At 73.3% G+C, this 24016-nt stretch carries 20 protein-coding genes; 9 read left to right on the top strand and 11 right to left on the bottom strand.

The genetic code is table 11. The features are described 5' to 3' along the window. Positions 1 to 29: 29 nt before the first annotated feature. Both ACMXGY_RS07230 and ACMXGY_RS07225 read left to right on the top strand, forming a co-directional pair. Positions 30 to 314 (top strand): exodeoxyribonuclease VII small subunit, encoded by a 285-nt coding sequence (locus tag ACMXGY_RS07230; RefSeq protein ID WP_483776178.1) that lies wholly within the window; start codon positions 30 to 32, stop codon positions 312 to 314. Further along, complete coding sequence (locus ACMXGY_RS07225) at positions 311 to 1324, top strand: carbohydrate kinase family protein (RefSeq protein ID WP_483776177.1); 1014 nt, start codon at positions 311 to 313, stop codon at positions 1322 to 1324. Before ACMXGY_RS07230 ends, ACMXGY_RS07225 begins: the two co-directional genes overlap by 4 nt. Before the next feature lie 14 nt (positions 1325 to 1338). Here the strand turns inward: ACMXGY_RS07225 and ACMXGY_RS07220 are convergent, their stop codons facing one another. The 4 genes from ACMXGY_RS07220 to ACMXGY_RS07205 form a co-directional block, all read right to left on the bottom strand. Beyond that, a complete protein-coding gene (locus ACMXGY_RS07220) occupies positions 1339 to 2592 on the bottom strand; it encodes an ABC transporter ATP-binding protein (protein WP_483776176.1) in 1254 nt (417 codons plus the stop codon). A gap of 43 nt (positions 2593 to 2635) precedes the next feature. After that, a complete protein-coding gene (locus ACMXGY_RS07215) occupies positions 2636 to 3487 on the bottom strand; it encodes a carbohydrate ABC transporter permease (protein ID WP_483776175.1) in 852 nt (283 codons plus the stop codon). Further along, positions 3487 to 4461 (bottom strand): carbohydrate ABC transporter permease, encoded by a 975-nt coding sequence (locus ACMXGY_RS07210; RefSeq protein ID WP_483776810.1) that lies wholly within the window; start codon positions 4459 to 4461, stop codon positions 3487 to 3489. Before ACMXGY_RS07210 ends, ACMXGY_RS07215 begins: the two co-directional genes overlap by 1 nt. Positions 4462 to 4532: 71 nt before the next feature. Beyond that, the gene (locus ACMXGY_RS07205; protein WP_483776174.1) at positions 4533 to 5825 is read right to left on the bottom strand and encodes an extracellular solute-binding protein; all 1293 of its coding nucleotides are present in this window, start codon (positions 5823 to 5825) and stop codon (positions 4533 to 4535) included. A gap of 127 nt (positions 5826 to 5952) precedes the next feature. Here ACMXGY_RS07205 and ACMXGY_RS07200 point away from each other — a divergent pair, with 127 nt between their 5' ends. Next, on the top strand, positions 5953 to 6630 hold the full coding sequence (locus ACMXGY_RS07200) for a carbonic anhydrase (RefSeq protein WP_483776173.1): 678 nt from the start codon (positions 5953 to 5955) through the stop codon (positions 6628 to 6630). A 96-nt stretch (positions 6631 to 6726) separates the two neighbouring features. Next, positions 6727 to 8184, top strand: a complete 1458-nt coding sequence (locus ACMXGY_RS07195; RefSeq protein WP_483776172.1) for a class II fumarate hydratase — start codon at positions 6727 to 6729, stop codon at positions 8182 to 8184. Between the two features lie 206 nt (positions 8185 to 8390). On the opposite strand, the gene ACMXGY_RS07190 is transcribed toward ACMXGY_RS07195, so the two are convergent. Beyond that, positions 8391 to 9920, bottom strand: a complete 1530-nt coding sequence (locus ACMXGY_RS07190) for an MFS transporter (protein WP_483776171.1) — start codon at positions 9918 to 9920, stop codon at positions 8391 to 8393. 247 nt (positions 9921 to 10167) lie between these two features. Continuing rightward, positions 10168 to 10656: a MarR family winged helix-turn-helix transcriptional regulator gene (locus ACMXGY_RS07185; protein WP_483776170.1), complete on the bottom strand. Its 489-nt coding sequence runs from the start codon at positions 10654 to 10656 to the stop codon at positions 10168 to 10170. 74 nt (positions 10657 to 10730) lie between these two features. On the opposite strand from ACMXGY_RS07185, the gene ACMXGY_RS07180 reads away from it, so the two are divergent. Then, complete coding sequence (locus ACMXGY_RS07180) at positions 10731 to 11885, top strand: FUSC family protein (protein ID WP_483776169.1); 1155 nt, start codon at positions 10731 to 10733, stop codon at positions 11883 to 11885. A gap of 56 nt (positions 11886 to 11941) precedes the next feature. Here the strand turns inward: ACMXGY_RS07180 and phoH2 are convergent, their stop codons facing one another. From phoH2 to ACMXGY_RS07165, 3 genes are all read right to left on the bottom strand, one after another. Further along, a complete protein-coding gene (gene phoH2, locus ACMXGY_RS07175) occupies positions 11942 to 13330 on the bottom strand; it encodes an RNA 5'-3' helicase PhoH2 (protein ID WP_483776168.1) in 1389 nt (462 codons plus the stop codon). A gap of 272 nt (positions 13331 to 13602) precedes the next feature. Continuing rightward, complete coding sequence (locus ACMXGY_RS07170; RefSeq protein WP_483776167.1) at positions 13603 to 15219, bottom strand: DHA2 family efflux MFS transporter permease subunit; 1617 nt, start codon at positions 15217 to 15219, stop codon at positions 13603 to 13605. Continuing rightward, positions 15216 to 15857, bottom strand: coding sequence for a PadR family transcriptional regulator (locus tag ACMXGY_RS07165; protein ID WP_483776166.1), 642 nt, complete (start codon positions 15855 to 15857; stop codon positions 15216 to 15218). Before ACMXGY_RS07165 ends, ACMXGY_RS07170 begins: the two co-directional genes overlap by 4 nt. A 3-nt stretch (positions 15858 to 15860) precedes the next feature. On the opposite strand from ACMXGY_RS07165, the gene ACMXGY_RS07160 reads away from it, so the two are divergent. Both ACMXGY_RS07160 and ACMXGY_RS07155 read left to right on the top strand, forming a co-directional pair. Further along, entirely contained in the window at positions 15861 to 17477 is a 1617-nt protein-coding gene (locus tag ACMXGY_RS07160; protein WP_483776165.1) for an amidase, read from the top strand. Then, positions 17474 to 18034: a DUF1697 domain-containing protein gene (locus ACMXGY_RS07155; protein ID WP_483776164.1), complete on the top strand. Its 561-nt coding sequence runs from the start codon at positions 17474 to 17476 to the stop codon at positions 18032 to 18034. Before ACMXGY_RS07160 ends, ACMXGY_RS07155 begins: the two co-directional genes overlap by 4 nt. Positions 18035 to 18586: 552 nt before the next feature. Here ACMXGY_RS07155 and ACMXGY_RS07150 read toward each other — a convergent pair. Beyond that, a complete protein-coding gene (locus ACMXGY_RS07150) occupies positions 18587 to 19420 on the bottom strand; it encodes a YqeB family protein (RefSeq protein ID WP_483776163.1) in 834 nt (277 codons plus the stop codon). 184 nt (positions 19421 to 19604) lie between these two features. On the opposite strand from ACMXGY_RS07150, the gene nhaA reads away from it, so the two are divergent. Continuing rightward, positions 19605 to 20906 (top strand): Na+/H+ antiporter NhaA, encoded by a 1302-nt coding sequence (gene nhaA / locus ACMXGY_RS07145; RefSeq protein WP_483776162.1) that lies wholly within the window; start codon positions 19605 to 19607, stop codon positions 20904 to 20906. Between the two features lie 118 nt (positions 20907 to 21024). Here the strand turns inward: nhaA and ACMXGY_RS07140 are convergent, their stop codons facing one another. Continuing rightward, entirely contained in the window at positions 21025 to 22521 is a 1497-nt protein-coding gene (locus ACMXGY_RS07140; RefSeq protein WP_483776161.1) for an extracellular catalytic domain type 1 short-chain-length polyhydroxyalkanoate depolymerase, read from the bottom strand. A gap of 270 nt (positions 22522 to 22791) precedes the next feature. Between ACMXGY_RS07140 and ACMXGY_RS07135 the strand changes: the two genes are divergently transcribed. Next, positions 22792 to 24015, top strand: a complete 1224-nt coding sequence (locus ACMXGY_RS07135) for a substrate-binding domain-containing protein (protein ID WP_483776160.1) — start codon at positions 22792 to 22794, stop codon at positions 24013 to 24015. Position 24016: the final 1 nt, after the last annotated feature.

Genomic DNA, 24016 nt, shown 5'->3' with positions numbered 1-24016 from the left:
CGGACACAGGGCGTCATCACCACGACCAAATGGGGTTGAATACTGCCGTGACTTCTTCTGACAACGCTGTCACGCCTGACCTCGCGGCACTGTCCTACGAGCAGGCGCGCGACGAGCTCGTGCAGGTCGTCGCCCGGCTCGAGGCCGGCGGCGAGCCGCTCGAGGCGTCGCTCGCGCTCTGGGAACGCGGCGAGGCCCTCGCCGCGCGATGCCAGGAGTGGCTCGACGGCGCCCGCACACGGCTCGACGCCGCGCGCGCCCGCGAGGAGCAGGCCACCACCACGAACCTCGATCCCACCGGAGACGACCGATGAGCACCCCGCCCGCCCCCGGCACCACGCGCGACGGCGCGTCAGGCACGGCCCACCCGGCTCAGGACGGCGTCCGTCCCGACGGCTCGGAAGCGCGCGACCACGTGCTCGTCGTCGGGGAGGCGCTGATCGACGTCGTGCACCGCGCCGACGGGACCGTCGACGAGCACCCGGGGGGCAGCCTCGCGAACGTCGCCCTGACGCTCGGCCGGCTCGGCCGCGACGCACGCCTGGCGACCTGGATCGCCGACGACTCCCACGGCGACGCGATCCGCTCCTGGCTCGACGACTCGACCGTGACGCTCGCTCCGGGCAGCACGGGAGCCGCCGCGACGAGCGTCGCGACCGCCCACCTCGACGAGCACGGAGCAGCGACGTACGAGTTCGACCTGGAGTGGCGCGTCCCGGCAGGTACCGCGCCCGACGCCGGGACGCTCGCCGTCCACACCGGTTCGATCGCCGCGGTGCTCGAGCCCGGCGCGACCGACGTGCGCGCGCTCGTCGCGGCCGCCCGCACGAGCGCGACGATCACCTACGACCCCAACGCCCGTCCGGCCCTCATGGGCGAGCCGGCCGACGCGCGGGGCCGGATCGAGGAGCTCGTCGCGCTCGCCGACGTGGTCAAGGTGAGCGACGAGGACGTCGCGTGGCTCGTGCCGGGCGCGGACCCGGTCGCGGTCGCGCGCGAGTGGCTCGCGCTCGGCCCGGCGCTCGTCGTCGTGACGTTCGGCGGCGAGGGCGCCGTCGCGGTGACGAGCCGCGGGGAGCAGCGGGTCGCGGCGCCCCGCGTCACGGTCGTCGACACCGTCGGCGCGGGCGACTCCTTCATGGGTGCCCTCATCGACGGCCTCTGGGAGGTCGGCCTCCTCGGCGCCGACCGTCGCGACGAGCTGCGCGCCGTCGACCCGGACACGCTCGCGCACCTGCTCGAGCGCTGCGTCGCGGTCGCGGCCGTCACGGTCTCCCGCGCCGGCGCCAACCCCCCACGCCGCGCGGAGCTCACCTCGGCCTGACGCCCGCGCGACGGTCAGACCTGCGCCTCCTGCTTCTGCGCGCGCTCGAGCGACCGCTTGCGGTCCTCCGCGTTCTCCTGCTCGATCCGCTCCGCCTCGGCGTCGTCGCGGGTGAGGTTCTCGCTGGTCTCGGGGTCGAAGATCATCATCTTCGTCGGGTCGAACCACAGCTCGGTCGTGTCGCCGTCACGGACGCGCGACGTCGAGTCCAGGGCGACGACGAACTGCGAGCGCATGCCCTCGCCGTCGAGCTCGCGGTCGAGCTCCTCGAGCTGGCCCCTGACCGACTCGTGCATGTCGAACGGCACGTACGCGTAGAGCTCGGCGCCGAGCCACTCGGTGACGTCGATCTGGATCTCGAACGTGTGGCCGCGGTCCTTCTTCGACGGGTCGACGAGGCGCGCGTCCTCGAAGTGCTCGGGCCGCAGCCCGACGATGACGAGCCCGCGGTCGCCGACGGCGGACGCGAGGCTCTCCGGCAGGTCGAACTCCCCGAACGGCAGCGTGATCCTCCCGCCCGAGACCTCGCCAGGGAGGAAGTTCATGGGCGGGGTGCCGATGAAGCCCGCGACGAAGAGGTTGACGGGCTGCTCGTAGAGCCCGCGCGGGCTCGCGACCTGCTGCAGCACGCCGCGGCGCAGCACCGCGACCCGGTCGCCGAGCGTCATGGCCTCGGTCTGGTCGTGGGTCACGTACACCGTGGTCGTGCCGAGCCGGCGCTGGAGCCGCGCGATCTCGGTGCGCGTCTGCCCGCGCAGCTTGGCGTCGAGGTTCGACAGCGGCTCGTCGAAAAGGAACGCCTTGGCGTCCCGCACGATCGCCCGCCCCATCGCGACGCGCTGCCGCTGACCGCCGGACAGGTTCGCTGGCTTGCGGTCGAGGTGCTCGCGCAGGTCGAGCATGTCGGCCGCGCGCTCGACCTTCTCGCGGATCTCCTCCTCGTTGTGCTTGCCCTTGGCGAGGCGCAGGGGGAAGGCGATGTTCTCGGCGACCGTGAGGTGCGGGTACAGGGCGTAGTTCTGGAAGACCATCGCGAGGTCGCGCTCGCGCGGGGCTTTCTCGTTGACCCGCACGCCGTCGATCTCGAGCTCCCCCGCGGTGATGTCCTCGAGCCCGACGATCATGCGCAGGACCGTGGACTTCCCCGAGCCGGAGGGGCCGACGAGGATGACGAACTCGCCGTCGGCGATGTCGAGGCTCACGTCGTCCACGGCGAGGAAGCCGTCCCCGTAGCGCTTGACGATGTCCTTGAGGGTGATCGACGCCATCAGCTCTCTCCTCGGGTGCGGTGGTCGGCGCGGTACGGGGTGCTCATCCCTTGACCGCCCCCTGGGTCAGTCCGGAGACGATCTGGCGCTGGAACAGGACGACGAGCACCACGACGGGGATCGTCACGACGACGGCCGCCGCGGAGATCGCGCCCGTCGGCTCCTCGAAGTACGACGCCCCGGTGAAGAACGCGAGCGCGGCCGGGACGGGGCGCGCGGCGCTCGTCGACGTGAGCGAGATGCCGTAGACGAAGTCGTTCCACGCGATGAAGAACGCGATGAGCGCCGTCGTGAAGACGCCGGGTGCGGCGAGCGGGACGATCGCCTTGCGGAACGCCTGCCACGGGGTCGCGCCGTCGACCTGCGCGGCCTGCTCGAGCTCCCACGGGATCTGGCGGAAGAAGGCGGCGAGCGTCCAGATCGAGATCGGGAGCGTCAGGGACAGGTACGGGATGATCAGGCCGAGCCAGGTGTCGTACAGCCCGATGTTGCGCCAGAGGTTGAACAGCGGCGTGACGATCGAGACGACGGGGAAGATCGAGACGCCGAGCGCCGTGGTGAGGATGACGCGCTTGCCCGGGAAGTCGAGGCGCGCGATCGCGTAGGCGCACAGCGTGGCGAGGACGACGGCGATGACGGTCGCGATGAGCGAGATCCCGATCGAGTTGCGCAGCGCGGACAGGAACAGCTCCTGCGCGGAGCCGCCGGTGGCGAGGATCTGCTCGTAGTTCTCGGTGCTCCACCGCGGCGGGAGGAACGTCCCGGAGTTGATGTCGCTCGAGGCCTTGAAGCTCGTCATGAAGATCGACACGATCGGGAACAGCGCCCCGACGAGGACGACGACGGTGATGACGGCCCACCAGACCTTGGCCCGGGTGCTCAGGACGCTGCCCATCACTTCTCCCCTCTCGCGCCGGCGAGATCGACCTTGAAGAGCTTGATCGCGACGAAGCAGATGAGGACGACGCACAGGAACAGCAGCACGGAGATCGCCGAGCCCATGCCGATCTGGAGCTGCCCGATCGACGTGCGGTACGCGAGGAGGGAGAGCACCTCGGTGCCGTTCGCGCCGTTCGTCATGATGAAGACGTTGTCGAAGATGCGGAACGCGTCGAGCGCGCGGAACAGGACGGCGACCATGATCGCGGCCTTCATGTTCGGCACGATCACGCGCGTGAACCGCTGCCAGGCCGTCGCGCCGTCGACCTTGGCGGCCTCCTCGAGGTCACCGGGCACCTGCGCGAGCCCTGCCAGGAGCAGGAGCGAGATGAACGGCGTCGTCTTCCAGACCTCGGACGCGATGATGACGAACAGGCTCGTGCCCTGCTGGGCGAACCAGTTGAGGTCGGGGCCGATGCCCGGCACCCAGTCGAACCAGTGGTTGACGTACCCCGACGTGATGTCGAAGGCGTAGAACCAGGCGAACGCCGAGACGACGGTGATGATCCCGTACGGCACGAGGATCGCCGTGCGCAGGAGCCCGCGCAGCCGCTTGATCGCGCGGTGCATGACGAGCGCGAGAGCGAAGCCGAGGACGAGCTCGATGACGACCGTGATGACCGTGATGAGGAGGGTGACCCACAAGGCCTTCCACCAGACCGCGTCGGTGAGGATCACGAGATAGTTGTTCAGCCCGACGAACGATCGGTCGTCCGGCGCGGTGAGCTTGTAGTTGAAGAGCGAGTCGTAGACCGCCTGGAGGATCGGGTACAGCGTCACGGCGAGCATGACGACGAACGCCGGTCCGGCGAGGTACCACCCGAGGCGGGCCTCGGCCCGGGACCGGTCGCTGCGCGCGGCCTTCGCGGCGGCGTCGGGCGCCCCGTGGGAAGCTTCTCGGGACGCGGCGCCGCGGCGGGTCGTCGGCACGTCCTCGGTGGTGGTCGACGGCGTGGAGGCGTGCCGGCCGCGGGGTGCGGGCTCGGCGGGAGGTCCGGCGTTCACAGGAGTCGCTCCCCTCGCAGGACGGCGGTGATGAACTCGGTGGACTGCTGCGGCGTCGTCTCGGGGTCGACGTCCGCGGGCGGGTACCACGTCTGCTGCAGGCCCGTGGAGACCTCGTTGTAGAACGGCGTCTGCGGTCGTGGTGCCGCCTGGTCGAGCGAGTCGCGGATGACGTCGTACATCGGGAACGCCTCCTGCACGTCCGGGTCGTCGTAGGCCTCGATGCTCGCGGCCGGGTTCCCGTTGGTCACGAAGTACTCCGCCTGGTTCTCCGGGCTGACGATGCACTGCGCCGCCTCGTACGCGAAGTCGGTGTGCTTGCCGAACGCGCCGATGCCGAGCGAGATGCCGCCGTAGGGCGGGCGGGCGTCCTCGCCCTCGACCGTCTGCGGGTACATCGCCCAGCCGATGTCGTCGAGCAGCGACTGGTCGAGCGAGCCGGCGTCGACCGCGCCCTGCGTCGAGGACCAGACGAACGGCCAGTTGACCATGAACGATCCGCGGTCGCCCTGGAACTTCGTGAGCGACGCGGGCTCGTCCTCGCTCGGGAGCCCCGGGCCGCCGACGCCCGAGGTGCCGATGTCACCGATGATCTGCGCCGCAGCCGTGCCCGCATCGGTGTCGAGGCCGAGCTTCACCTCGTCCGCCGGGGCCTCCGGGTTCTCGAGGATGTGCCCGCCCGCGCCCTCGACGAGCGCGTTGATCCAGACCGTGAGCGACTCGGCCTTCGCGCCCTGGACGGCGAGCAGCTTGTCCTGGTCCCCCGCCGCCTGGATGAGCTGGTCCCACGCGACGGGTTGCGACATGTCGAGCCCCGCGGCCTCGGCGACCGACTTGCGGTACCAGAGGAGCTGCGTGTTCGCCCAGAACGGGACGGCGACGAGCTCGTCCTTCCACGTCGACGCGTCGATCGCGCCCTGGACGACGTCCTGGGTCGTCGCGTCGGCGACCTCGTCGGGCACCGGCGCGAGGAAGTCGGCCTCCGCGAACTCGGCGATGAACACCGGGTCGAGGCTCATGATGTCGATCGACGAGTCCTTCGCCGCGAGGCGGCGGGCGAGCTGCTCGCGCTGCGACGCGGCGTCGCGCGGGAGGAGCTCCGTCACGATGCGGTACGCGCCGTCCGCGGCCTCGGTGCACGAGGCCGCGATGTCCGCCTGGCCCCCGTTGTCCGGGTTGATGTACCACGTGAGCACCGGCGTCCCGTCGTCACCGGGGCCGCACGCCGCGAGCGGCGCGACCGTCCCCAAGGCGACGAGGACGGCGAGTGCTCGGGTGCGTCGGCGCACGTCGGCTCCCCTCGGTCGCGGCTTCCCCGTCTCCGGGGTGTCCCCTCCATGGCTACACCCCCGCGGCTCGGCCCGCCATGCGAACGGGCACGTCGGGGGCCTGCCGGAGTGCGCGATGATGAGCGTCATGACCGCTGCCGCACCGACGCCGACCCCTGCTCCTCTCACCCCGGCCGAAGCCTGGGCGACCTTGCGCGAGGGCAACGCCCGCTTCGTCGCCGACGCCCTGCTGCACCCCTCCCAGGGCGCGGACCGGCGCCGCGAGACGTCCGCGGCGCAGCACCCGCACACGGTGCTGTTCGGGTGCTCGGACTCGCGCGTCGCGGCCGAGATCGTCTTCGACCAGGGCCTCGGAGACATGTTCGTCGTGCGGACCGCGGGGCACGTCGTGGACACGACCGTGCTGGGCTCGATCGAGTACGGCGTGGACGTCCTGTCCGCCCCGCTCGTCGTGGTCCTCGGGCACGACTCGTGCGGCGCCGTCGCGGCAGCGGTCGAGACCCTCACCACGGGCGCCCAGGCCGACGGCTTCGTGCGCGCCGTCGTGGACCGGGTCATCCCGTCCATCGCCAAGATCACGAGCGTGGGGGGCGGCTCGCTCGAGAGCATCGACCCCGACGTCCTGCGCCGCGAGCACGTGCGCAACACGGTCGACATGCTGCACTCCTACTCGGCCGGGCTCGCGGCCGCGGTCGCCGAGGGCCGCTGCGCGATCGTCGGCGTGGAGTACGACTTCGCGGAGGGCCGGGCGCGCCTGGTCGACGTCGTGGGCGACGTCGGCGAGCGGCCCGTCGCCGACGCCTGAGCCGCCCGGGGCCCGGGTCTCGCACCCACCGTCGCCCGTCGTGACGTCGCTCACGCGGGTTGCAGGAGCCCTCGCGCGGTGCGGCAGGATGGCCTCATGACTGCATCTCCCGAGGCCCCCGGCGCCGCCGCCGGCGAGACCCGACTTACGGCCGCGTCCACGACCGAGTACCGCATCGAGCACGACACGATGGGCGAGGTGCGCGTCCCCGCGCACGCCCTGTACCGCGCGCAGACGCAGCGCGCTGTGGAGAACTTCCCGATCTCCGGCACCCCGCTCGAGCGCGGCCACATCGAGGCCCTCGCCCGCGTGAAGAAGGCCGCCGCGCGCGCCAACGCCGAGCTCGGCGTGCTCGACGAGGACGTCGCCGCCGCGATCGTCGCCGCCGCCGACGAGGTCGCGTCGGGCGCCCACGACGCGCACTTCCCCGTGGACGTCTACCAGACCGGTTCCGGGACGTCGTCGAACATGAACACCAACGAGGTGCTCGCGACGCTCGCGACGCGCTCGCTCGGGCGCGGCGTGCACCCCAACGACCACGTCAACGCGTCGCAGTCGTCGAACGACGTGTTCCCGACGTCGGTCCACGTCGCCGCGACCGCCGGCGTCGTGCGCGACCTCGTCCCCGCCCTCACGCACCTCGCGGAGGCGCTCGAGTCGAAGTCGGCCGAGTTCGCGACCGTCGTGAAGTCCGGCCGCACCCACCTCATGGACGCCACGCCCGTGACGCTCGGCCAGGAGTTCGGCGGGTACGCCGCCGCCGTGCGCTACGGGGTCGAGCGCCTCCAGGCCGCGCTCCCCCGCGCCGCCGAGGTCCCGCTGGGCGGCACCGCCGTCGGCACCGGCATCAACACGCCCGCGGGCTTCCCGCAGCGCGTCATCGCCCTCCTCGTCGAGGACACCGGCCTGCCGCTCACCGAGGCACGCGACCACTTCGAGTCGCAGTCCGCACGCGACGGGCTCGTCGAGCTCTCCGGTGCCCTGCGCACCATCGCCGTGTCGCTCACCAAGATCTGCAACGACCTGCGCTGGATGGGCTCCGGCCCCAACACGGGCCTCGGCGAGATCTTCATCCCCGACCTGCAGCCGGGCAGCTCGATCATGCCGGGCAAGGTCAACCCCGTCGTCCCCGAGGCCGTGCTCATGGTGGCCGCGCGCGTGATCGGCAACGACGCCACCGTCGCGTGGGCCGGCGCCTCGGGCTCGTTCGAGCTCAACGTGCAGATCCCCGTCATCGCGCAGGGCGTGCTCGAGTCGATCCGCCTCCTCGCCAACGCGTCGCGCGTGCTCGCCGACAAGACCGTCTCCGGCATCACCGCGAACGTCGAGAAGGCGCGTGCTCTCGCCGAGTCGTCGCCGTCGATCGTCACGCCGCTCAACCGCGTCATCGGCTACGAGGCAGCGGCGAAGGTCGCCAAGCACGCCGTCAAGGCGGGCGTCACCGTGCGCCAGGCAGTGATCGACCTCGGCTTCGTCGAGCGTGGCGAGGTCACCGAGGAGCAGCTCGACGCGGCGCTCGACGTGCTGTCGATGACGCGTCCGCCGCAGGGCTGACCTTTCGTTCGTTCTTCGCTCCACCTGGGAGGCCGGGTGGGGTGGGGGCGCCGGTCTCCCATCCGCGGGCTCGTTCCTCGCCCGCTCCCGCCAGACCCGCCACGACCGGCGCCCCCACCCCACCCGGCCACCGTCGTCTCACCCTCGTCGGCGCTCACCCACCCGGCGAGGTAGAACCGTGGTCCAGGCGGGCTGGACCGGGCCCGTCAGCCCAGGTGGACGGCGTGGTGGTCGCCCGACGGGAGGAGCTTCTCCTTCGGGCCGCGGACGAGGAGCGCGGCGAGGACGGCGCCGATCGCCATCGTGATCGCCGCAGCCACGAAGACGGCGGAGTAGCCGTCGACGAGGTCCGTCAGGTCCGGCGCGGACGCCGTGGGCAGCGCGCCGGCGTAGACGGCGGTGAAGACCGAGAGGCCGACGGAGCCGCCGATCTGCATGGCCGCGTTGACGGTGGCGCTCGCCGCGCCGGCATCGTGCGGGGCGACGCCCGCGAGGGCGACGTTCTGCAGGGGCACCAGGACGAGCGCGAGGCCGACACCGAGCACGAGCTGGGAGGGCAGGATCTCCGCGGCGTACGAGCCGCCGACCGTGACGCGGCTCAGCAGGAGCAGACCCGCTGCGGCGATCACCGGCCCGGCGATCATGAGCGGCCTGGGCCCGACCCTGGGGAGCAAGGTCGTGACGACGGGCGCGAGCACGAGGATGACGAGCGTCATCGGGACCGAGCCGAGCCCCGCGCGCAGAGGCGAGAGGCCCATGACGACCTGCAGGTGGAACGACAGGTAGAGCAGGGCGCCGATCATGAGCGCGCCCACGATCGCCTGGAGGAGGAACGCGCCCGCCCGGACGCGGTCGCGCACGATCCGCAGCGGGAGCAGCGGCTGGGCCACGCGCGACTCGACCAGGAGGAAGAGGGCGAGCAGCACGGCGCCGCCCGCGAGGCACGCGACGGTCCCCGGGGCGGTCCAGCTGTGCTCGGCGAGCGTGAGGCCGTAGACGAGCGCGCCGAGACCGAGCACGACGACGACCGTCCCGAGCACGTCGTAGCGGTTGTCGCCCTCCGCCCGGCTCTCCGTCACGAGGAGCTTGCCGGCCACGAACGCGACGACCACGACGGGGACGTTGACCCACAGGCACCAGCGCCAGTCCGCGAGCTCGGTGAGCGCGCCGCCGAGCACGAGCCCGACCGCGGCGCCGACTCCCGCGATGGCGCCGAAGACGGCGAACGCGGTGTTGCGCTCCTTGCCGCTCGGGAAGGAGACGGTGAGCAGCGCGAGCGCGGCCGGGGCGAGCAGCGCGGCGAACGCGCCCTGGAGCCCGCGCGCGGCGACCAGCTCGACGCCGTCGCGCGCGAAGCCGGCCAGCAGCGAGGCGACGCCGAACCCGACCATGCCGAGCAGGAAGGTGCGCTTGCGCCCCCAGTAGTCGGCGATCCGCCCGCCGAGCAGGAGGAGCGCGCCGAACGCGAGCGCGTACGCCGTGACGACCCACTGGCGCTGGGAGTCGGACAGCCCGAGCTCGGCCTGCGCCTGCGGGAGCGCGATGCTGACGATCGTGCCGTCGAGGACGACGAGGAGCTGCGTGGCGGCCAGGACGACGAGGATCCACCACCGACTCGCAGAACGGTCTGGCGGGCCGTCGGCCGGCGGTGTCGTGAGAGTCGTCGCGGGAGCGGACGCGAGCGCCCGTCCGGAGGTGGGCTCGTCGAGGCGTGCCGGGGCGGGGCTGGAGGACATGAGGCGACCTTTGCGCGGGTGGGGAGGATCATGGGGTTTCCAGCCCGGACCCGGTCGTCACGCGCACTGCGCGGAGACCCGGCCGCTCCAACCGCGGGGTCGGACAGACGGGCAACCCTAGCCCGCCGGGCGCCTCTCCCGCCCGTCCCAGCCGAGGTGACGTCGATCACGGCCGCCATCGCTCGCCGCACGGGCCGCGCCCCGATCGTCCTGCCGGGCCGCCGTGGGCGACGGCGGCCTTCGCGCGTCAGTACTCGACCGGGTCGAGGCGACGCAGCACGACGGCGAGCAGCCGGGCGAGCTCCGCACGCTCGCCCTGGTCGAGGTCGACCAGCGCGGCCCGTTCCCGGTCGAGCTGGTGGGGGAAGACCTCGTCGACGAGCGCGGTCCCGGCGTCGGTGAGCGCGACGAGCACGCCTCGGCGGTCGCGCTCGGCCACGGTGCGCTCGACGAGGCCGGCACGCTCGAGCCGGTCCAGCCGCTTGGTGATGGACGCACCGGGCGCGCCGGTCATCGTGGTGACCTCCCCCGCGCGCAGCGGTCGCCCCGCGCGGCGCAGTGCGGCGAGCACGTCGAACTCCGTCCGCGAGACGTCGTGCTGCGCCGCCGACGCCTCGAGCGCGCCGTCGAGAAGGCCTGCGACGCGCCGCAGCCGCGCGCCGACCGCCGAGGTCGTCGTGTCGAGGTCAGGGCGCTGCTCGGCCCACTGGGCGCGCACGCGGTCGACGTAGTCCACGACGCCAGTTTAGGGCGAGCGTCACAGTAGTTCACTAGTGAAACACCTTTGAACCACCGATAGGCTGGACGACGATGCCCCACGCCCCCGCCAGCACCCTTCGTATCCTGACGCCGGTCCGCGCCGCCGCGCGCGACGTCGTCGACCCTGCCCACCTGCGCGCCGCGCTGCGCGTGACGCCCGCCGAGGCGACGCTCGCCCCGGCGCTGCGGTGCGGCGCGGCCTTCGCCCTCGCACTCGTCGTCCCCGCACTCCTCGGGCGCCCCGAGCTCTCGGCGTTCGCGTCGCTCGGCGCCCTCACGTCGCTCTACGGTCGGCACGACCCGTACCGGCGCCGCGCGTCGCTGCTCGCCGGCGTCGGGCTCCTCATGACGGCGACCGTCGCAGCGTTCTCGGTGCTCGCCGCGCTCGGGGTGCCGGACCTCGTGCTGCTCGCCGGCGTCGCCGCGCTCGCCGCCGGCACGACGGCGGCCTGCCTCCTGGTGCGCACGGGCCCGCCGGGCGCCACGATCGTCGTCTTCGCCGCGGGCGCCGCGCTCGCCGGCGCCCCAGGCCTCGGTGACGTCGGGCTCCGGTCCGGCGCGACGGCGCTCGGCGCCGCGATCGCGTGGGTCGTGTGCATGGCCGGGGTGCTGGCCCGCGCCTCCGGCCGGACGCGACCGAGCGAGCGATCACCCGAGCCGTCGACCGAGCGCACGACCCTGCGGGCGCAGGCCCGCGCGAACCTGCCCGGTCCGTGGCGGCTCCCGACGGGCCGGGTCGCGGTGGCCGGCGTCGTCGCCGGTGCCGCGGCGTCCGCCGCCGGGCTCGGTCACGCGGCCTGGGCAACGATGGGCTCGACCGCGGTGCTCCAGGGCACCTCGGCCCGACACGCCGTCGTCCGGGCGCTCCAGCGCGGCGCGGGCACGGTGGCCGGCGCCCTGCTGGCCTGGCCGCTGCTCGCCGCCCCCCTCGGGTTCTGGGGGACGGCCGCCGTCGTCGTGGTGCTGCAGACGGTCACTGAGGTGGTCGTGGGCCGCCACTACGGGCTCGCGATGCTCACCATCACCCCGATGGCCCTGCTCATGACGTCGCTCGCGCATCCCGCGAACCCCGGCGCGCTCGCCCTCGACCGTGCGCTCGACACCGTGCTGGGCGCCGTCGTCGGCGTCCTCGCCGTCGTCCTGGTCCACCCCGGCGCCCGACGCCGCACGCCGGCGCCGAGCCCGCCGTCCGCCACCGCGAGCTGAGCCGTGGTTCCGCGAGGTGGAGCCCGGGTCGCTGACCCGGGCTCCACCTCGCGAGGTCACACCTCGATCGACTCCAGCATCTCCGTGACGAGCGCAGCCACCGGTGAGCGCTCGGACCGCGTGAGCGTGACGTGGGCGAACAGCGGGTGGCCCTTGAGCGCCTCGATGACGGCCGCGACGCCGTCGTGCCGGCCCACGCGCAGGTTGTCGCGCTGCGCGACGTCGTGCGTGAGGACAACGCGCGACGACTGCCCGATGCGCGAGAGCACGGTGAGCAGCACGTTGCGCTCGAGCGACTGGGCCTCGTCGACGATGACGAACGCGTCGTGCAGCGAGCGCCCGCGGATGTGGGTGAGAGGCAGGACCTCGAGCATCTCGCGGTCGATCACCTCGTCGAGCACCTGCGGGGAGACGAGCGCGCCGAGCGTGTCGTACACCGCCTGCGCCCAGGGATTCATCTTCTCCGCCTCGGAGCCCGGCAGGTAGCCGAGCTCCTGGCCGCCCACCGCGTACAGGGGTCGGAACACCATGACCTTGCGGTGCTGGCGGCGCTCCATCACCGACTCGAGCCCCGCGCACAGCGCGAGGGCCGACTTGCCCGTGCCGGCGCGGCCGCCGAGAGACACGATGCCGATGCTCTCGTCGAGCAGGAGGTCGATCGCGACCCGCTGCTCGGCCGAGCGCCCGTGCAGGCCGAACAGCTCGCGGTCGCCGCGGACGAGCTGCACGTGCTTGTCCGCCGTGACGCGGCCCAGCGCGGACCCGCGCGGCGAGTGCACGACGAGCCCCGTGTGGCAGTGCAGCGGGCCTGCCGCCTCCACGACGGCGGGGTCCAGGCTCGCGACCTCGACGGACTCGTGCTCCCACAGTGCCGCGGTCTCCTCGTCCGTGAACGAGATCTCGCTCATCCCCGTCCAGCCCGAGTCGACGGCGAGCTCGTGCCGGTACTCCTCCGCGCGCAGCCCGACGGCCGACGCCTTGACCCGCATCGGCAGGTCCTTGGACACGACCGTCACGTCGTGGCCCTCCGCCGCGAGGTTGGCCGCGACGGACAGGATGCGCGTGTCGTTGTCGCCCAGCCGGAACCCGGCGGGCAGCACACCCGGGTCCGTGTGGTTGAGCTCGACACGCAGCGTCCCGCCGACGTCGCCGACCGGGATCGGCGCGTCGAGGCGACCGTGCTTCACGCGCAGCTCGTCGAGCATGCGCAGCGCGCTGCGCGCGAAGTACCCGAGCTCGGCGTGGTGGCGCTTTGCCTCGAGCTCGGTGATGACGACTACCGGCAGGACGACGTCGTGCTCGGCGAACCGTCCGATCGCCCGAGGGTCGCTCAGCAGGACGGACGTGTCGACGACGAACGTGCGGCGCGGGTCGGCGCCGTCCTGCCCGGCGGTACCGGGGGTGGGTGACGTACCGGGGCGGGGGGTGGGTGAGGAATGGACCACGAGGGCTCCCCTCCGGCGCGTGAGCGCCGTGCTCGTGCAGGGTGTGGCAGGCGACCGGCCGCTGGACCGTCAGAGCCACGGCTCAGCAGCGCCGGTGCCGGCCCTCCTGAGCGGAGCGTGAACCCCATCGGCTGGCCTCCCGGAGGACGACGGTGGTGCCGTCCGTCCCTGACGAAACTACGCCCGTGTGATTCCGATCACCAGCCCGGCGCGCGCGCGTCGTCGAGGTTTAACCCGACGTTCACGCGACGCCCTCCTGCACTCGCGAGAGGTCAGTGCTCGACGTGCCGAGGTGCCATCGCGAGCGCGCACACGAACCCGACGACGAGCACCGCCGCCGTGACCGCGAGCGTCTGGCCGGCGGCGGTGGCGAAGCCCTGGTGGAACGCGGTCGTGGCGGCGTCGGAGACCTGGCGCGCGACGTCGTCGGGCACCCCGGGCGGGAGCCGCGGCGCGCCACCCTCGAGCGAGCCGCCCGCGCCCGCGAAACCGTCGAGGAAGGGCTGGCGGAGCTGCTCGGGCAGCGAGGCCGCCGCCTCCTGCGCGGCCGCGGGCAGCGTGACGGACAGGCGCGCGGTGAGCGTCGCGACGATCGCTGCGGACCCGATGACGCCGCCCACCTGGCGCGTCGTGTTGAACGCGCCCGCGCCGGCGCCGGCCGTGCGGTGGTCGAGGCCCGACGTCGCGAGGTTGGCGAGCGGCGAGAACACGCACCCGGTGCCGATGCCGAAGAGCGTCATGGGCAGGACGATCGTCACGACCGGCACGTCCGGCCCGACGACCGCCGCGAGCCACGCGACGGCCACCGCGAGCACGCCGAAGCCGGTCGCGACGACCCACTTGGCGGGCACGCGGTCCGAGAGGCGCCCGGCGAGCGGGGCCACGATCCCCGACACGAGCGAGCCGGGCAGGTTGACGAGCGCCGCGTGCAACGGGGACAGGCCGAGGATCGACTGCAGGAAGAGCGTCAGCGGGAAGAAGATGCCGATCATCGCGAACGAGACCGACATGCCGGCGACGTTGGCGAGCGAGAAGTTGCGCGAGCGGAACAGCTTCAGCGGGAGCAGGGCGGCGTCGCCGAGGTGCCGCTGCCACAGGACGAACGCGACGAGCACCAGCAGCCCGGCACCGATCGTCCCCCAGACGGTGATCGGCCCGGTGATGGTGCCCCAGTCGTACGTCTCACCCTCCTGGAGGCCGAAGACCACGGCGAAGAGCCCGACCACCGACAGCATGACCCCGAGCACGTCGAACGAGCGCTTGTTCGTCGCGAGGCGCGGGAGCCGCCGGAACGCGAACCACAGCGCGACGACGCCGACCGGGACGTTGACGAAGAAGATCCACTCCCAGCCCCAGGTCTCGACGAAGACGCCGCCGAGCAGCGGGCCCGCGATCGTCGCGACGCCCGCGGTCGCGCCCCACAGCCCCATGGCCGCGCCGCGCTGACGGGGCGGGAAGACGCGCGTGATCATCGCCATCGTCTGCGGGGTCATGAGCGCGGCGCCGACGCCCTGCACCACACGCGCGGCGATGAGCATGCCGATGCTGCCCGACAGCCCGCACCACGCGGACGCGAGCGTGAAGACCACGAGCCCGACGACGAAGACCGGCTTGGGCCCGTACCGGTCGCCGAGGCGCCCGGCGAGCAGGAGCAGCACCGCGTAGGAGAGCAGGTAGGCGCTGTTCACCCAGCCGACCGCGACGAGCGACGCGTCGAGCTCCGTCTGGAGCGTGGGGACGGCGATGTTCACGATCGTGGTGTCGACCATGATCATGAAGAAGCCGAGGATCAGCGGCGGGAGGATGCTCCAGGCGCTGCGGCCGTGCAGGTCGACGAGCGGCACGACGGGGGTCTTCGTCGGCGCGGCCGGGGTTGCGGGGGTGGTCACGGGTTCTCCTGGTGCTCAGGGGTGTCGGTGGTGGCTCGGGGAGCCGTCGGGAAGCGGAACCTCGCGGACGGCTCGTCGGTCCAGCTCAGTGCGCCGGACTCGATCTCCCCGAGCGTCGCGTCGATCCAGGCGAGCTCGGCGTGCACCATGTCTAGCTCGTAGGAGACGTCGAGCAGGAACCGGCGCGGCAGCCCGTCGGCGACGAGCTGGTCGACGCTCTCGCCGTGGCCGGTGACCGTCGCGGCGAGAGCGTCGCGTCGTGCGCGCAGCGCGGCCACCGCGTCCTCGCGCCCGACGTCGCGAAGCAGCGCCAGCCCGACGGGGAACCCCGGGTACTCGGGCGACGTGTCGCGCACGAGCTCGACGCTGCGCGCGGCGTGGGCCGCCGCCCCGGCAGGGGTGATCGCGTACGTGGTGCGCTCGGGCCGGTTGCCGTCGCGCTCGACGCCGGCCCGCTCGACGAGACCGTCGCGCTCCAACCGGTCCACGGCGTGGTACACCGCGCCGGGGTTGAGGCGGACGAGGCGGTCGTCGCGACGCCTGCGGAGCCGCACGAGGATCTCGTACGGGTGCAGGGGCCCGTCGCGCAGGACGCTGAGGACGAGCGTGGCGGCGGGGCTGAGACGCGGTGCGGGCACGCGGTGGCTCCGGGAGACGAGTCGGGAGTCGGACGGGGCAACCGAGGGATTGCGTCCGAGAGGAATATTCCTGTCGGAATATACGCCTCGATCTCCTGCCTGTCGACCGCGCGGCGCGCGGGCGACACGTCCCCGACCGAGGCGCTCGACGCCACGCTCGAGGCCGCCGCAGTCGCAGGCGCGACGGTCGGCGCGTTCACGGTCGTCACCGCCGACCTCGCTCGGAAGCAGGCCGTCGCGGCCGAGGCTGCGCTCGTCGCCGCCCGGCGTGAGGGCGTCGCGCGGGTGTCCGCCGACGGGCCGTTCGACGCCGACGGGCTGCCGCCGTTCCTCGGCGTCCCGTGCCCGGTCAAGGACCTCACGATGGTCGAGGGCGTGCCGATCCGGGCCGGGTCCGGGGCGATCGACCCGTTCCCCGCGCCGTACGACGACGGCGTCGTGACGCTCCTGCGCGCAGCGGGCACGGTCATGGTCGGGAAGACCTCGACGCCCGAGCTCGGCCTGCCGTGCTACACCGAGCCCGACGTCGGCCCGACCGCCCGCACCCCGTGGGACCTCGCGCGGTCCGCGGGCGGGTCGAGCGGCGGTGCCGCCGCGGCGGTCGCCGCGCGCGTCGTGCCCGTGGCGCACGGCAGCGACGGCGGCGGGTCGCTGCGCATCCCCGCGAGCGCGTGCGGCCTGGTGGGGCTCAAGCCGTCCCGCGGGCTCGTGAGCCCCGGGCCGTACGGGGTCGACGGCGCCGGGCTGGCCACGCACGGCGTCCTCACCCGGTCGGTGCGCGACACCGCAGCGTTCCTCGACATCCTCGCCCGCCCGTGGCCGGGCGACACGTTCGTCGGCGCCTCCGCGGACGGACGGCACCTGCCTGCGGGCAGCTCGACCCTCCGCGCCCTCGGCGACGACGGGTCCTTGCCCGGGACGTTCCGCGCCGCGAGCGCCCGGACGCCCGGACGGCTGCGGGTCGGTCTCCTCCTCGACCCGGTGATCTCCGCGGGCGCGCCCGTCCACCCGGCGTGCACCGACGCGGCCCGCGCGACGGCGGCGCTCCTCGCGGGCCTCGGGCACGACGTCGTCGAGGTCGCGCCGCCGTTCGGCGCGGAGCGCTGGGACGCGTTCGCGGCGCTCTGGTCGGTCGGGGCTCTGCAGGCGCCCGTCCCGCCGGACCGCGAGCACCTGCTCGTGCCGCTCACGCGATGGCTCCGCGAGCAGGGACGCGCGGTGAGCGGGGTCGAGTTCGCGACCGCGCTGGCCGGGGTGCAGCAGCTCACGCGCGAGGTCGCCGCGGCGTGGGCGGGCGTGGACGTCGTCCTCTCCCCCACGCTCGCGCAGCCCCCCGCACTGGTCGGCAGCCAGCGCCTCGACGACGACCCCGCTGCCGACTTCGCGGCGCAGACCGCGTTCACGCCCTGGACGAGCGTGTGGAACCTCACCGGACGTCCCGCGATCTCCCTGCCGCTCGGCGAGGCGGAGGTCGCCGACCCGGGACACGCGCGACGGACGGTCCCCGTGGGTGTCATGCTGGGCGCCGACCACGGCGACGACGCCCTCCTGCTCGCGCTCGCCGCGCAGCTCGAGCAGGCTGACCCGTGGTCCGACCGTCGACCCGGGGAGGCCCTGTGACCGCGTACGTCGCGCTCCTGTTCGCCGTCAACGTGGGGGGCCGCAAGGTCCCGTCGACGGAGCTCCGCACGCTCGCCGGCGACCTCGGGTTCACCGACGCACGCACGGTCGTCAACAGCGGCAACCTCGTCGTCGCACCCGGGTCGTCCGGCGCGAAGGCGCCCGACGACGTCGCCCGGCTCCTCCACGACGGTGTCGCCGAGCGCTTCGGCGTCGACGCGGCCGTCGCCGTGCTCACCACCGAGCGGCTGCGCAAGATCGTGGTGGGCAACCCGCTGCCCGACGACGCCCGCGAGCGCCCGGCGGGCCTGCTCGTCCTCGTGGGCGAGGCGCCGGTCGACCCCGACGCCGCGACGACGCTGGAAGCGCGACCGGGGAGCGAACGCGCCGCGGTCGCGAACGGCGTCCTCTACGTCGCCTACCCGGACGGGATCGGGAGGTCGAAGCTCACCGCACCCGTCCTGTCCAAGGCCGCCGGAACCCCTGTCACCGGCCGCAACTGGAACACCGTCACGCGCCTCCTTGAGCTCGCCGAGCAGACCCCCGACCCAAGGTAGAACCGAGGTTCGCCGGGGTAGAACCGCGGTCTGCCGAGGTAGAACCGTGGTCCGCCGAAGTAGAACGCCGGTCCACCGAAGTGGAACCGTGGTCCGGCGACGGCGACGGCTGGCGCGGCCGTGCCCGGGCGAGGCGGTTTAGCCGTGCTGGTGGCGACCATGCGGTCCGGGCCGGTCGAGCATGCCGTTGTTGGCCCCTCAGGCGTCCAGGACGGGCCGCAACGACATGCTCGGCACGACACCGGGGTCGTGCCCCGGTGACCCGAGACCAGGGTGGGACGACAACCGGGAGGGGTGGGTGGGGGCGCCGCGTCGTGGTCGGGCCTGGCGGGAGCCGCGAGGAACGAGCGGCGGATGGAAGACGCGGCGCCCCCACCCACCCCGACACCCAGGGTGACCACCGCCGTCGACCCCAAGACCACGGTTCTACCTCGTGCGACCACGGTTCTACCTCGTGCGACCACGGTTCTACCTCGTGCGACCACGGTTCTACCTCGCGCGACCACGGTTCTACCTCGCGCGACCACGGTTCTACCTCGCGCGACCACGGTTCTACCTCGGCAGCCCAGGGTGCTCGCTCGGCGGGGTGGCGGGGCGCCAGTGCTGGGTCTGGTCGAGGTCGCGGACGACGACGTCGAGGCGGGACAGCTCCCTCCGCAGGTCGGCGGCGTCGGCTGCCTTGCCCGCCTGCAGCATCGCGGCGCGCGCGCGGAGCACGGCGTCGGCGCTCGGCGGCAGGGCCGGGTCTCCTGAGACCCAGCGGCGGAAGCGTGAGGCGTGCGGGTCGGCGTCACTCCATGGCCAGCCCGCGGCCCTGAAGGCGTCGGCGAGCCGGGCCGTCGCCAGCTCGGTGCGCACGTGCGCGAGCTCGACGACGAGTGCGTCGGGCGCTCCGTACGCAGGGACGCGACCGGCGGCCGGGCCGTCGTCAGCGGCGGTCCGGTCCGACGACTCCGTGCCGGGGCGCATGCCGAGCACGACGAGGTCCTTGCGGTCGACGAACACGTCGGTCACGTGCTGGCGCGCGAGCTCGGTGCGGGCGTCGCCCAGCACGATGTCCAGGCGGTCGCCGTCCACGGTCACGACGGCGATCTCGCCCACCGCGTGCGCCGCGAAGATCGCTCCGGCGACGACCCCGAGGCCGGCGCAGATCGCGACGCCCAGGGCTCCTCGTTCACCGAGCAGCTCGTCGACGAGGCGCGCCGGACCCTGGAAGGGCGCCCAGGGCAGCCCTGTCATCCAGCCTGCGAGCCGGAGCAACCCGTATGCGAGCAGCGCGCCGAGCGCGGGCGAACCGCACCACAGGAGCAGACGATCGAGGCTGGTCGGACCGACCACGACGGGCGGCGGGATGTCGGGTGAGTCGGGCGTGACGGCGTCGGGCACGCCCGGCATCGTCCCTCGGGGTGGCGTCCGGCCACGTCGCCCGCGAGGATGACCGCGAGCCGGACAGGTCACTCTTCGGGCGTACCGAGCCCGTAGGATCGAGTGCGGTGTGCCGGGAAGTCTGGTCGGCCACGGTCTCGCGACGTGCGGCGCCGTGCTGCCGTCTCACGACCCCAGGAGCACCATGAGCGACACCCCGTCGACACCCCACGCGACCTCTCCGCCCGGCGCCGGGAGCCGGCTTCGCCGGTGGGTGAGCCGCGAGACGACCGGGGGCGCCCTGCTGATCGGCGCCGCTCTCCTCGCGCTGCTGTGGGCGAACTCCCCGTGGCGCGACGCGTACCTCACCCTGTCGGACACCGTCGTGGGCCCGTCGTCGCCGCTGCACCTCGACCTCACCCTCGAGACCTGGGCGGCCGACGGCCTGCTCGCGATCTTCTTCTTCGTCGTGGGCGTCGAGCTCAAGCAGGAGTTCGTGGCCGGGAGCCTGCGCAACCCGAAGCAGGCCGGCGTCCCCATGCTCGCGGCTGTCGGCGGGATGATCGTGCCGGCGCTGATCTTCGTCGTCGTGCTTCTCGTGGCGGGCGACTCGAGCGCGCTCCACGGGTGGGCGATACCGACGGCGACCGACATCGCTTTCGCGCTCGGTGTGCTGGCCGTGTTCGGGCGCGGTCTGCCCGTCGCGATCCGGACCTTCCTCCTCACGCTGGCCGTCGTCGACGACCTGCTGGCGATCGTCGTGATCGCGATCTTCTACACCGAGGACCTGAAGTGGGGGTACCTCGCTCTCGCGCTGCTCGCCGTCGCGCTGTACGGGGTGCTCGTCCGGGTGCGGCGCCCGCGCTGGTGGTTCCTGCTGCCGGTCGCCGTCGTCGCGTGGGCGTTCATGCACGAGTCCGGCGTGCACGCGACGATCGCCGGGGTCCTGCTCGGCTTCACGGTCCCGGCGCTCCTCGTCCACGGCGAGAGGGAGTCGCGCACCCACCGGTTCGAGCACACCATGCGGCCGATCTCCCAAGGCATCGCGCTCCCGGTCTTCGCGTTCTTCGCCGCGGGCGTGTCGATCGTCGGCGGGGAGACTCCCGTCGGCGAGGTCCTGACCCAGCCCGTCGTTCCCGCCATCGTCCTCGGGCTCGTCCTGGGCAAGCTGATCGGCGTCCTCGGGGTCACCGCGCTCGTCACACGCTTCACGCCGCTGCGTCTCGCGGCCGGCATCGGTGTGCGCGACCTGCTGCCCGTGGGCTTCCTCGGGGGCATCGGGTTCACGGTCTCCCTCCTCATCGCCGAGCTGTCCTTCCCCGACGCCGAGCACACCGACGGCGCCAAGATTGCGATCCTCGCGGCATCCACGATCGCGGCGGTGCTCGCGGCGGTCGCACTGCGCTGGGACGCACGGCACCCCCGCACGGACGACATGAACCGCGACGACCTCCCGGACGAGGTCACGGAGTTCATCGGGGACGAGAAGGACCGCCTCGAGCACTGAGGCAGTCGGACCGGCAGTCGGCGTGGGCCGGCCTCGGCGCTGTCGAACCCGGGGTTGCGGGGCAGGACGCGGTCCGCATGACTCGCAACCCCGGGTTCGGCCGCCACAGGTGGCGGGCTCAGCAGCCCGTCGCGACCTCGTACCGCCCCGCGGAGACCTCGCGCAGCGTCGTCACCGTCGCGTCCCCCTGCCCGAGGTAGGCCAGGGACCCCACGGCGTAGTACGGGTTGTAGGGGTTCACGCCGTAGGAGATCGCGCGCCCGGCAGCCTGGTGCTGGGCGTTGGTCGCCGTCCCGCACCACGGTCCCGACGGCGACTCGACGGTCACGGCGACCTGCGCCGTCGTCGCGTTGCCCGCGCCGTCGACCGCCCGCGCGGTGAGCACGTGCCCGCCCGCGGCGAGCCCGCTCGTGTCCCAGTCGTGGGCGTAGGGCGCGGTGCGCAGCGTCGCGACGGCGGCGCCGTCGACAGCGAGCTCGACGCGGTCCACGCCCCGGTCGTCCCCTGCGGCGACCTCGACCCGCACGACCCCCGAGACCGTCGCGCCCGCCGACGGTGTCGAGATCGACACCGTGGGCGGAGTGAGGTCGGGGTCCGGGCCGGGCCCGGGGTCGCCGCGCTCGACGCGGCGGTTGTTCTCGAACAGGAAGTCCGTGAGGTACGCGGGGTAGTCGACGCTGTTCGTCGACACGTACGACCCGCCTGGCCCTCCGCCGGCCGGCCACGCGTGGGCCAGACCGGTGTTCCGGATCAGCGACACGCGCGGACCGTCGGCGTCCGACCAGAGCGACCCCGTCCCCGCGGTGTTCGTCCCCGCGAGCCCGGCGAGCGAGAACGACGACGCCGTGCCCGCCCCGTAGAGGTCGGCCATGACCTGCGCGTTGAGCGTCCCGTAGCCGGTCGCGACGGTCGTGTCGGCGCTCCCGAAGACGACGGACGTCACCTGCGAGCCGAAGCCCGCGCTGTGCGACCCGGCGAACGTCCGGCACGTCGTCCGCGCCTGGGAGAGCGTCGTCGCGACCGAGCCGATCTGGCCCGACGTCGTGCCGACGGTCGGGCCAGCCGCGATCCCCACGCCGGCAAACACGTCGGGCGCGAGGCAGCCCATGACCATCGCCTGCCCGCCGCCGGACGACAGTCCGCTGATGTAGACCTGGTCGGGGTCGATGCCCAGCGAGGTGTCGGCGAGGAGCGAGGACACCAGGGCAAGCAGGTTGTCGTCGTGCCGGGCCGGATTCGCGCGGCTGTGGTTCGCGTCGTAGTAGTCCCAGCACCCGAGCAGGACGCCGCCGTTCGGGGCCGCCGGCACCGCGACGACCATCCCGTGCTCGTCGGCCGTCGCGGCCCAGTTGCCGGCGTTCCTGATCACCTGGGACGTCTGGGCGCACCCGTGCAGCGAGATCATCAGCGCCCGCCCGGCGGGTAGGGCGGGCGCCGTCGTCGGACGGTACAGCTCGACCGTCATGCCCCCGGCTGACCGCTGGGACCACGACCCGGCGGCCGTCGCCGGGGCGGTGACGAGCGGGGCGAGCACGACGGCGAGCGCCGCGACCAGGGCGAGCACGACGGCGGCCCGGTGAGCGCGGGCGCGGCGTACGAGGGAGTGCCTGACCATGTGAACCTCCACGTCGAGGTCGGGCCGCCGGCGGACAGGACCGCACCGCCGTGCGCACCGTTGCGCACCGGACCCGGGCGGACCGGACGTTACGTGTGACCTGAATCACCTGTCAACACTGTGCGCGCCGCGCCGTTCCCCGATCGTGACCTCGCGGCGTCGGCCGCGGGTTGACACCGGGGCCGGTGCCGCCGCATGATTCCCGCAACCTGAATCGCCTCTCATGTTCGAGCGGCGGCTCCCCAGGACCACCCAACGAAGGGCGAAGTCATGCGGACGAAGAAGTCCCAGCGGCCGGCACTCGTCGTCGCGGCGCTCGCGGTCGCGAGCCTCGCGCTCGCCGCGTGCGCGCCGACGGACGCGACCGGCGGCGACACCGGCCAGGACGCCAGCGGCGAGACGAGCGCGAGCAGCGAGCCGGTCGACGTCGGCATCATCTACTCGAAGACCGGCCCGCTCGCCGCGTACGGCGAGGCGTACTACGAGGGCTTCCAGGCGGGCCTCGACCACGCGACCGGCGGCACGGGCGAGGTCGACGGCCGACCGCTCAACGTGACGTTCCACGACGACGGCGGCGACCCGGACAAGGCCGTCGGTCAGGCCAAGGACCTCATCGGCAAGGGCTACCAGATCCTCGGCGGCACGGTCGTGTCGGGCGTCGCGCTCAAGCTCGCGGAGCAGGCCGAGCAGAACAAGGTCCTCTACATCTCGGGCCCCGCCGCGGTCGACGGGCTCACGGGCATCAACGACTACACGTTCCGCTCGGGCCGCCAGTCGCTCCAGGACGTCGCGACGGCGGGCACGTTCGTCGACCCGGACGGCGCGAAGGTCGTCGTGTTCGCGCAGGACAACGCGTTCGGCCAGGGCAACCTCGCCGCGGTCGAGGCGGTCCTCGGCGCGCAGGGCGCCGAGGTGACGAGCGTGCTGGTGCCCGAGGACGCGACGGAGTTCACGCCGTTCGCGCACCAGATCGTCGACGCCGCGCCGGACCTCGTGTTCGTCGCGTGGGCGGGCGCCACGTCCGGTGCCATGTGGCAGGGCCTCGACCAGCAGGGCGTGCTCGACTCCACGACCGTCGTCACGGGCCTCGGCGACGTCGCCACCTACGGTGCGTACGGCGCCGCGGCGAGCAAGGTCGACTTCCTCAACCACTACTTCCCGGGCGCGTCGGGCACCGACGTCGAGGCCGCGATGCTCGAGGCCGTCGAGGCCGCGGGCAAGCAGCCGGACCTCTTCACGCCGGACGGGTTCGTGGCCGCGCAGATGATCGTGCACGCGATCGAGGAGGGCGGCGACGACGTCGACGCCATGGTCGACGCGCTCGAGGGCTGGAGCTTCGAGGGCCCCAAGGGCACCACGACCGTCCGGGCGTCCGACCACGCGCTCGTCCAGCCGATGTACCAGGTCAAGCTGGTGGCCGACGGCGACGCGTGGGTCCCCGAGCTCGTCGCCGAGGTGCCGGCCGAGGACGTCGCGCCGGCCGAGGCGGGCTGAC

The organism is Cellulosimicrobium sp. G4 BAM 1002, from assembly GCF_057126935.1.
The sequence above is the reverse complement of the archived record's forward strand: the minus strand, read 5'-3'. Positions and strand labels throughout refer to the sequence as shown.